Origin of the sequence: Thomasclavelia sp., assembly GCF_017889095.1 — a bacterium.
Lineage (GTDB): Bacteria > Bacillota_I > Bacilli_A > Erysipelotrichales > Coprobacillaceae > Thomasclavelia.
In genome coordinates this window covers 1-6,652 of record NZ_JAGHEW010000265.1, presented here as the reverse complement: position 1 = coordinate 6,652, position 6,652 = coordinate 1, and the positions used below count along the sequence as shown (strand labels likewise).

The following is a 6,652-nucleotide window of genomic DNA, read 5'->3' as shown; positions in this document are numbered from 1 at the left end:
TCTTAGCTGTTTAGTTAGTGTTGATCGCTGCGGTTTTGTTGGCAGTGACGGTCCTACTCATCACGGTGTATTTGATATTGGTTTTTTAAATCAATTACCTAACGTGATTATTTGTAGCCCTGATAACAGTCAAAATACAAAAAGATTTATTAATACATATTTAAAAAACAATGATCACCCCTATATTTTAAGAATTCCGCGTGGTGAAATTGAAGATCAGGAAATCGGTAAAGATGAAACTTTACCGATTGGTAAATGGTATATTGAAACTGCAAATGATCATGATGTTACCATTATTTGTTATGGTCAAAATGTAACTAAAGTTAAAGAATATTTTAAAGATAAAGAAATTAAAGCAAGAATTGTAAATGCATTATTTATTAAACCAATGGATGAAAAAATGCTAGTGGAAATCGTTGATGATAAACCATTGATCGTTTATGAAACAGATCTAAAAATTAATTCATTAGCAAGTAATATTGCTTATTATTATTTACAAAATAATATTTTAAAAAGGATTCATAGTTTTGGAGTTGATGATCATTATTCAAAACAAGGATCGATTGATGAAATTTTGGTTGATGAAGGATTAGATCTAGATAGTTTATATCAGCAAATCAAGGAGATAATTAATGAAGAAAGAAAGAATTGATGTTTTATTAGTTGAACAAGGTTTTTTTGATTCAAGAGAAAAGGCAAAACGGGCAATTATGGCCGGAATTGTTCATGATGAACATGATATCATCGATAAGCCGGGAACTAAAATTCCTCTTGATACCAAACTGTTTGTCAAAGGGAAAATTATGCCTTATGTTTCTCGTGGTGGTTTAAAATTAGAAAAAGCAATCAAAGAATTCAATTTAGATTTAAATGATAAAATAATGGTTGATATTGGATCTTCAACCGGCGGTTTTACCGATTGTGCTTTGCAAAATGGTGTTAAACTCGTATATGCCATTGATGTAGGAACCAATCAGCTAGTTTGGAAATTAAGAAATGATCCTCGAGTAATCGTTAAAGAAAAAACTAATTTTAGATATGCTACTAAAGAATTATTTACTGATGGCTTACCATGTTTTGCTAGTATCGACGTTTCATTTATCTCTCTTAAATATATCTTTGAACCTTTAAAAAGTATTTTAACTAGTCATGATCAAGTTGTTGCTTTAATCAAACCACAATTTGAAGCTGGTAAAGATGAAGTTGGTAAAAAAGGAATTATCAAGGATGCTAAAGTTCACCTTGAAGTAATAAATAAAGTTATTAACTTTGCTAAAGAAAATGAGTTCATTTTAGAACAATTAACATTTTCACAATTTACTGGTGGTGAAGGGAATATTGAATTTTTAGGTTTATTTGTAAAAAATGGCAGTGAAGTAGATATTGATGTTGAAGCAGTTGTAAAACAAGCTCATGATTGTTTTAAAAGGTAGGTGATAAAAAGATGCTAGAGAGTATCTATATTGAAAATTTTGCGATTATTGATCGTTTAGAAGTTGATTTTAATGATCAAATGACCGTTTTAACTGGTGAAACTGGTGCTGGTAAATCAATCATTATTGATGCTATTGGACAGTTAATGGGCAATCGTTCCCAAACTAGTTTTATTAAGGCTAATCAAAATGAATGTTTTATTGAAGGTGTATTTACGATCAAAGAAAATTCTGCAGTTTTAGATAAATTAAAAGAATATCGAATTGTTTACGACGATAAATTAGTTGTTTCAAAAGCATTTAATCGTGATAATCGTTCAACAATTAAAATTAACTATCGTAATGTTTCCAAAACAGTATTACAGTCAATTATGAGTGAATTGATCGATATTCATTCCCAGTTTGAAACTCATAGTTTATTTGATGCTAATAATCATTTAGATATTCTAGATAACTTTATTGGTTTAAAACTAAATGATTTAAATAAACAGTATGTTTTAGCCTACCGTACATATAAAGAAATTAATCGTGACTATCAAAAAGCCTTAAATGAAGAATTAAGTGATGAACAATTAGAATACTATCAAAGTCAGTTAGATGAAATTAATAGTATTGATCTAGATGAAATTGATGAAGATAGTTTAGATTTAGAGAAAAAACAATTGCTTGAATATGAAAAAATAAAAGAAAAAGTTAATAGTTATCGCCAATATATGAGTGGCGATTATGGTGTTTTAACAAATTTAAATAATGCTTTATATGAATTAGAAGCAATTAGTGATAATCCAGCATATCAGTTGATTTATGAAAAGATGAATGATTTATATTATAATCTAATGGATCTAGATGATAGTGTCATTGATGAATTTAATAGTTTTAATTTTGATGAATATCGCTTAAACGAAATTCAGGAAACTTTATTTAAGTTAAATCGGTTAAAAAGAAAATATGGTCCTTCAATTGAAGCAATTATGGAATCAAAAGATGAAATAACAATGAAAATAGCCGCTTTTAACAATCGTGAAAGATTTTTAAAAGATTTAAAAAAACAACAGGAAATTGCATATCGTGAAGCTAAAGAATTAGCTGATATGATCACGCAGTTACGAAATGAAGAAGCGCTAAAGTTCACTAAACGAGTAACTGATGAATTAAAATCATTATATTTAGATAAAGTTGTTTTTAAAGTTGATTTAAAACAAACTGAACTTCAAATAAATGGACAAGATAAAATAGAATTTCTTATTTCTACCAATGCCGGTCAAACATTAAAACCACTAAACAAGGTTGCTTCAGGTGGTGAAATGTCTAGGATCATGCTGGCAATAAAAATTCTATCATTATCAAAAAGTTCAATTGAAACAATTATTTTTGATGAAGCTGATACTGGTGTTAGTGGTAAAGTGGCTGAAAGTATTGGTGCTAAAATGAAACAAATTAGTAAAACACATCAAGTTTTATGCATTACTCATTTAGCTCAGGTAGCTGCATTTGCAAAAAATCATTATTTAATTAAAAAAAGTTCAACTGCTGATAATACCAGTGTTAAAATTAAACAATTAGATTATGATTCAAGCGTAAATGAAATAGCTAAATTAATTTCTGGTAAAGAATTATCAAAAGAATCGATTGAACATGCTCGTATCTTAAAACAAAATAATGAATAAGTTTAAGCATAACAGCCAAACTATGATGTAGCTAAAGCTACAAGGAGGTTGTTATGCTTTTTAAAAAGCTAATCCTTTCCTTTATCCTGATTTTAACCATTATCAATCCCGTTGCCGCTTACGCTATTTCATTAATTCCTGGTGGTGATTCAATTGGCATTGAGCTTGATTATCAAGGGGTAATTATCACTGGCGGTTACGACATTACCATTGACAATCAAAAATACAATCCACTTACTTCTGATTTTGAAGCTGGTGACTTAATTATTGCCATTGATAATCAAAAAGTTACCAGTATTGAAGAATTAAGTACAGTAATTAAAAATAATCCTGAAGATACAGTTTATGATTTGACGGTTAAACGTGATAAGCAGCAGCTTCATCAAGATTTAAAAGTCAGTTATGAAAATCAACAGTTTTCTACCGGATTATATGTCAAAGATTCTATCAGCGGAATTGGAACTTTAACTTTTTATAACCCGGAAACTAAAACGTTTGGTGCTTTAGGACATGCTATGAGTGATTCTAAACTTGAAAGTGAAACACTGCTTCAAAATGGAAGTATTTATGAAAGTGAAGTAACTAGCATTAAAAAAGCAACCAATCAAGCTTCTGGAAATAAGATTGCAGACATTTCCAACGTTGAAATAGGTAGTATAAACAGCCATAGTCAATTTGGTATCTATGGAACTTATAATTATGATATTTCCAATCGCGAAATGATGGAAACTGCATCAATGGATGAAATTAAATTAGGTGAAGCTTACTTTATGACAGTTTTAAATGGTAGTGAAATCGTTAAATGTACGATTGAAATTACTAAATTAAATAGTCAAGATGAGATCAAAGAAAAGGGGATTGAGTTTAAAGTTACTGATAATAGTGTAATCGAAAAAGCTAATGGTATTGTTCAAGGAATGAGCGGCTCACCAATTATTCAAAACGATAAAATAATCGGCTGTGTTACTCATGTTTCTGGAAATAACCCAATAACTGGATACGGTCTGTATATTGACTGGATGTTAGAAATGGATAAACAGGAATAATCGGTGCTCAAAAGAGCACCTTTCTATTTCAATTTGTCTTTTTTTTAGTATAATATTTAGTAAATAGTAAGGTAGGTGATTTAATGCAGGTTATATTTCATATTGATCTTAATGCTTTTTATGCTAATGCTGAGATTTCGCGTAATCCTTCTTTAAAAGGAAAACCTATTGTTATTTCCGGTAAATCTAAGCGAAGTATTATTACCACTGCTTCTTATGAAGCTCGTAAATTTGGGATTCATTCAGCTATGCCGTTATTCCAGGCTAAACAGTTATGTAAAAATTTAATTATTTTACCAGCTGACTTTACTTTATATCATCGTTTATCAAGCGAATTTTTTACTATTATTGCTTCATATAGTGAAATTTTAGAAGTTGCCAGTATTGATGAATGTTATCTTGATGTGACTAAAATAATTGAAGAAAAACAAATTAATCCCGTTATATTAGCTAAAGAAATTCAAGAAAAAGTTTATCAGCAGCTTAGTTTAAGCTGTTCAATTGGAATCGCACCAAATAAATTTTTAGCAAAAATGGCTAGTGATATGAAAAAACCAATGGGGATCACCGTTTTAACAAGATCAAATATTAAAGAAAAAATGTGGCCACTCGATATTAAAGATATGTTTGGGATTGGAAAAAAAACACAGCCTAAATTAAAAGCAGCTGGTATTAATACTATCGGTGATCTAGCTAAACGAGAAAACTATGATAATTTAAAAAAAATCATCGGTAAAAATGCTTTATTAGTTTATCGTAAAGCCAATGGCATCGATACTAACCCGGTCGATTATGGCCATAATGAACTAAAATCAGTTGGTAATTCAACAACTTTACCCCATGATACTAGTGATGAAGTATTTTTAAAGGAGGTAATCAAAGATCTTGCTAAACAAGTTTCTTCAAGAGCATTAAAACGCGATCTTGTTTCCAATTCAATTTCAATAACGATCAAATATACACGCTTTGAAAGCATTACTCGACAAACAACGGTAGCTAAATATATCAATGATTATGAAACTATTTTATCAACAGCTAAAATGTTATTTGACAGTAATTATACAGGGCGCCCAGTTCGTTTATTAGGCGTGAGTTTGAATAATACGATCAATAAAAAGAATTTAAAGGAGCAAATTAGTATTTTTGATCTAGATGAAAAAGTGGAAGTTCAAGATAATAATTTAGATGATTTATTAGCCAAAATGAATCAGAACTTTGATCGTCCTTTATTGACCAAAGCTTCTGATTTTTCGAAAAATGATAAAAAAACGCAAAAGAAATATTTAAAATAAAAGCATAATTATAAATCAATACTCATAAGTTGTATAAACGAAAGGAGCAACTTATGAGTATTTTAAATAAAGTATTTAGAAATGAAAAACTGATTATCAATTTATTTTTTTCAATCTTATTTATAATTGGATTATTATTTGGAATTTTATTTTATTTTTATGGTAATTTACAGCTAGTAGAAATCAATAAATATTTATTCTTTTTTAAAGATAATGAAACCACTAATAATTATAATCTCTATTTGATCATAACTAGTTTATACATATTTCTGTCATTAATTATATCGACCAGTTTTTTAGGGACTTTATTAAACAGTTTTGTTATTTTTTCTAAAGGAATGCAAATATCTATTGCTACGATTTTTTATTTTACTTTAAATAAATTTGATGCTAGTATGCTATTTTTAGGCTATTTTCCTCAATTATTTTTAGAAATAGTCTTAATCTATGTCATTTCAATAATATCGCTTAAATTATCATTAAATTGCTTTACGATTTCTTTTTTGACACCAGAAGTATTTAATAGTCGTAAGATCATCAATTATATTTTGGACTATATTATTATTGTTTTAATTATTATTAGTTTATCAATGGCATTTAAAGTTTATGCACTTTAATTAATAAATCATTGGCAATAATAAATTTAAACATGGTATAATACTAGCTGTAGAATGGATGGTTGATATGTTGATAAAAGATGCTTTAAATGAATATAAACAATATTTGATTGTTGAAAAGGGACTTAGTAAAAACACTATTTATGCCTATTTTCGAGATTTAGTTGAATTTTCCAATTATATAATCGAAACTCATCAAATAACTAAAATTGAAGATATTGATAAAGAACATATTCGCTTGTTTTTAAAAAAGTTAGCAAAAAAAAATAGTACTAATTCAATTTCACGAAAAATCACTTCTCTTAGAATGTTTAATCTTTTTTTAGTCAAAGAAAAAATAATTGATAAAAATATAATGAGTAGTTTTACGTTACCAAAAATCGAAAAAAAACTGCCAGTTGTTTTATCAGAAAATGAAATGAGAGAGCTTTTAGCGAGTATTGATACAAAAGATGCCATATCTTTTCAAAATCGCTGTATGGTTGAATTATTGTATGCTACAGGTATGCGGATATCTGAATTACTAAATTTAAAATTAAGTGATGTTAATATTAAAATGGGGTTTGTAAAAGTATTAGGCAAAGGTAATAAAGAACG

General features: G+C 28.3%; 7 protein-coding genes. All 7 read left to right on the top strand.

All coding sequences use genetic code 11. The features are described from left to right. Positions 1-652, top strand: a 652-nt coding sequence (locus J7M77_RS11860; RefSeq protein ID WP_296878810.1) for a transketolase C-terminal domain-containing protein, incomplete at its 5' end; no start/stop codon positions are given. Continuing rightward, on the top strand, positions 633-1,433 hold the full coding sequence (locus tag J7M77_RS11855; protein ID WP_296878808.1) for a TlyA family RNA methyltransferase: 801 nt from the start codon (positions 633-635) through the stop codon (positions 1,431-1,433). The genes J7M77_RS11860 and J7M77_RS11855, both read left to right, overlap by 20 nt. Positions 1,434-1,444: 11 nt before the next feature. Beyond that, positions 1,445-3,100, top strand: coding sequence for a DNA repair protein RecN (gene recN / locus J7M77_RS11850; RefSeq protein ID WP_296878806.1), 1,656 nt, complete (start codon positions 1,445-1,447; stop codon positions 3,098-3,100). 53 nt (positions 3,101-3,153) lie between these two features. Beyond that, on the top strand, positions 3,154-4,146 hold the full coding sequence (locus tag J7M77_RS11845) for a SpoIVB peptidase S55 domain-containing protein (protein ID WP_296878804.1): 993 nt from the start codon (positions 3,154-3,156) through the stop codon (positions 4,144-4,146). Positions 4,147-4,229: 83 nt separating this feature from the next. Then, a complete protein-coding gene (locus J7M77_RS11840; RefSeq protein WP_296878802.1) occupies positions 4,230-5,438 on the top strand; it encodes a DNA polymerase IV in 1,209 nt (402 codons plus the stop codon). Between the two features lie 53 nt (positions 5,439-5,491). Continuing rightward, the gene (locus J7M77_RS11835; protein ID WP_296878800.1) at positions 5,492-6,055 is read left to right on the top strand and encodes a hypothetical protein; all 564 of its coding nucleotides are present in this window, start codon (positions 5,492-5,494) and stop codon (positions 6,053-6,055) included. Between the two features lie 67 nt (positions 6,056-6,122). Beyond that, the coding region (locus J7M77_RS11830; protein WP_296878798.1) for a site-specific integrase at positions 6,123-6,652 on the top strand (530 nt) is incomplete at its 3' end.